We start from the raw sequence: 3,260 nt of genomic DNA, 5'->3' as shown, positions 1-3,260 counted from the left end.
AGTGATAGAGATGAGTTAGCAAACAAGCAATAAAGATTAGCTAATAGTTATTCAACATATCCTTTTAGAGCAATTTTTGTTGCTTTAATTGAGAGTAATCCTTGTTGAACTACCATGAAAGTATAAAACAGTGAAAATCTAAAAATGACAAAACTAAAGTAGACCCAGCAATTTAAATTTTTTAAACTGAGCCTTGAATTAAACCTCATGTCGCCAATATCAGTATGACCACAAAAACCATACTTTCATTCTCTGTGGTGCAGCGACATTTTTCTGCTGCATGAATGGCTAACGGGTGCTTTAATTTCACAACAAACGGGCTGTTTTCGGCAGCCCTTTTTTATTACCGTTATTTTACTAAATGGCAGTTTAGTTAAATAAGGATAGTTCCCTATAATAAATTATGACTCCTCTCTTGTAGCGAAGAGAGGAGTATTTTCGTTGGAAAAATTATTTATGTGCCTTCATTACAATGGAGAAAACTTAGTCCGTTGGGTAAGCCAATATGCACTCATGAAAAGAAGAATCTGAATCGGGACAGAATAACTATAACGCCAGGCATCTGGCTCATAAATGCCCAGCCAGTCAAAAAATGGTTCTGCGATATAGGAAGTTAAAAGTGCGAAAAATATTGCTTTAAACCATGGATTTATTTTTGGAAAGAATTGCAGGAGAATCATTACCGATACAGGCATGAGTGTAACATCCCATGGGAAATAGGTAGGAAGTGTCGGGATTACATGAAACCGATAATGCCAAATGCCTATTTGGTCTCCTAAAATATCAAGCAGGGTTGAGATTGCCATGATATAAAAGCCCACATACATTATTCGATCTGTACTTTGTTTTTTTCTAATAAGAAACCAGATAATCCACGGGATAATTGAGAGGGCAACCCCAAACCACCATAAGCCAGAAAAAAGAACATGTTCTTGCCAAATATCTATCTTTTGGTGAATTAATTCTTCGGTCGTATAAAAATTTTTATCCTGCATCGAGATGATACTGTCTTTACTTGTCAAAATGATCACTCGCCAATCCAAGAGCATTACTTTAGGTTTAGTTACTATTATAAAAATATACGTTTATTAGTTCACACCCTTAAACTTGGTAATAAATGCAGCTCGTATAGAGTACCGAGATTACCTCTAAGAGATGGTTGCAGCCCCCTTTCTTCTTGTGATAATAAGTCCTAACAAAATTAACAAAGTTATTAAAGAAATTATCTATATTCTCTTTAGTGTAGGAAAAGCTATTATAGTGCTTAATGAAAGGTGGCACTTAATATGAGTAGATTTTTTATATTCACTAAGGAGGATAACGATGGGAATTTTATCTGGAAATCCAAAGGAAGAGCCTTTACATTACGGAGAAGTCTTTGATATTTGGGCTTCTCAACTAGTCGGAAATAGTCTGATTGCAGGTTATCAAACGATGATAAACCACGCAGGTGATGAAGATTTAAAGAAGTTATTAGTAGAGGCAATTGAAACTTGTCAGCAAGAAAAAAAACAGGTTGAAGAGTTATTAAAAGAAAACGGTGTGGGCTTACCACCTGCTGCTCCAGAGCCTCCAGATGCATGTTTGGAGGATATTCCAGTAGGTGCAAGAATTCCAGATCCAGCAATTTCAGCTACACTTTCCGCTAATATTGCTGCTGGATTAGTAACTTGCAGCCAAGTAATCGGTAAATCCATCAGGGAAGACGTTGCTATGATGTACGCTCAATTTCATAACCAAAAGGTAGCCCTTGGAGCAAAAGTGCTTCGTTTAAATAAAGAAAAAGGATGGCTTTTCCCACCTCCACTGCATCTAAATAAACATGGAGATTGTTGATTTTTGGACACGGTTATTTCAAGCCGTGTTTTTTATTATGCCTACTCAACAATCTTGAATTGCTAATTGGTAAAAGCGACATATCAGTTTAATTTAGAGTATGTGAAAAAATGTACTTAAAGTAACGGGTGCTTGAGTATAACAACGGAGGGAGCTGCGGCACCTCTTTTTTTCTTGTTCTCTAAAATAGGCAGTTTAGTGTAATAACAAGATAAAGAAATCGGTAAATGATTCCAAAGGTTATGATATTATGAAGTTAGGTCATTTTTATAAATTATAAAAAGTAGTAGGACGTGTAAAATATGATTGAATATAAAGATGGTAAAGAATATTGGAACGGAAGAGAGTGTACTGGTAATTTTGTATTTCGTACATTGGCAGATATGTACCCTCAAGATTATGAGCGATATATGAATGAATCAATAGAATTCAAAAAAAAACATACAGTTTTACACTGCTCGACTTGTCATTATGAGTGGGTACATAATGAAACCGATATATCTACCCTTAAATGTCCTTCCTGCAAATCATTGAAGTTAAAAAAATTATAAGCCTATATAAAGATTTGAAAATTTGTACTTAAGTAAAGGTGCAAGAGTCGCAGATCAAGCTGCCATTTAGCGGCTTTTCTTATTTAAGTAACTGGCAGATTAGCTGAATAACAATAGAGATAACGAGGTAAAATTTTATCACAAATTGTTGTCAATATTTAACGAATACTTTTTTGTTTAAAAGTCTTGCTGACTGGGTATTGAATTTTCGCATCAAGGCGAGGGTGATAATAAATGGAATTTTTACAAATGGAGAGAAGAAGACAGCGGTACAATGTAATAATCAAGGGGAATAATCAGGAAGAACAGGCTGTCATAATAGCATATTCTACTGAGGAAATGAAAAGCTTAGTAAGGAAACTGTATAAGCACATAATTATTGATGAAAAGGGGTTACCTTCAGGAGAAATTTTTTTCGAGACAACAGAACTATTATAAAATAGACTGTTTCTTTTTTTTTGTTCTATTAATAAACTTATGAAAATAACCATTCTCTTGTTTCAGAGGTATTTAACCAATAGAAAAGCCGAGGGCTTCAATCCCCCAACCATTTTTATTATAACACTAAAAAGGTTATTGTTTATGGGGATAAGTAGCAAGTGGAAGGTATTTATTCAACTAAAGGGCAGGTTAGTGAAAGAACGAATTCCTAATCGTTACGATTGTGCACTATCAGTTAGTGTACGATTTTTTGTCCAAAATGATAATCAATAAAGAAGTGCCCTTGCGGCAAATTATGCATGGGCACTTTGTTTCCATAAATATCCATTTTTTCTTTTGTGAATTAGTAACCGTATAAACCGTTGTATCCGTTGTAGTATCCGTCGTAACCGTTATAGCAGCTGCCACAGCCACCACAGCCGCCACAGCCGC

Annotated in this window: 4 protein-coding genes; 2 read left to right on the top strand and 2 right to left on the bottom strand. The window is 35.1% G+C overall.

The window, feature by feature from the left end:
* Window positions 1–467 precede the first annotated feature (467 nt).
* Window positions 468–1,022, bottom strand: a complete 555-nt coding sequence (locus V7266_RS25570; RefSeq protein ID WP_335472066.1) for a CBO0543 family protein — start codon at window positions 1,020–1,022, stop codon at window positions 468–470.
* Between the two features lie 301 nt (window positions 1,023–1,323).
* Here V7266_RS25570 and V7266_RS25565 point away from each other — a divergent pair, with 301 nt between their 5' ends.
* A complete protein-coding gene (locus V7266_RS25565) occupies window positions 1,324–1,836 on the top strand; it encodes a DUF3231 family protein (RefSeq protein ID WP_335472065.1) in 513 nt (170 codons plus the stop codon).
* Between the two features lie 785 nt (window positions 1,837–2,621).
* Window positions 2,622–2,825 (top strand): hypothetical protein, encoded by a 204-nt coding sequence (locus V7266_RS25560; protein ID WP_335472064.1) that lies wholly within the window; start codon window positions 2,622–2,624, stop codon window positions 2,823–2,825.
* Between the two features lie 234 nt (window positions 2,826–3,059).
* Here V7266_RS25560 and V7266_RS25555 read toward each other — a convergent pair.
* Window positions 3,060–3,260: hypothetical protein (locus V7266_RS25555; RefSeq protein ID WP_335472063.1), on the bottom strand; the 201-nt coding region annotated here is incomplete at its 5' end.

This window comes from Neobacillus drentensis, from assembly GCF_036965645.1.
In the GTDB taxonomy this organism is placed as follows: Bacteria; Bacillota; Bacilli; order Bacillales; family Cytobacillaceae; genus Neobacillus; species Neobacillus drentensis_D.
The sequence above is the reverse complement of the archived record's forward strand: the minus strand, read 5'-3'. Positions and strand labels throughout refer to the sequence as shown.

What these genes read in the sequence shown, in the direction of transcription:
- V7266_RS25560 (WP_335472064.1), top strand. Translation starts at nt 2,622, where the DNA reads ATGGAATTTTTACAAATGGAGAGAAGAAGACAGCGGTACAATGTAATA.
- V7266_RS25565 (WP_335472065.1), top strand. Translation starts at nt 1,324, where the DNA reads ATGGGAATTTTATCTGGAAATCCAAAGGAAGAGCCTTTACATTACGGA.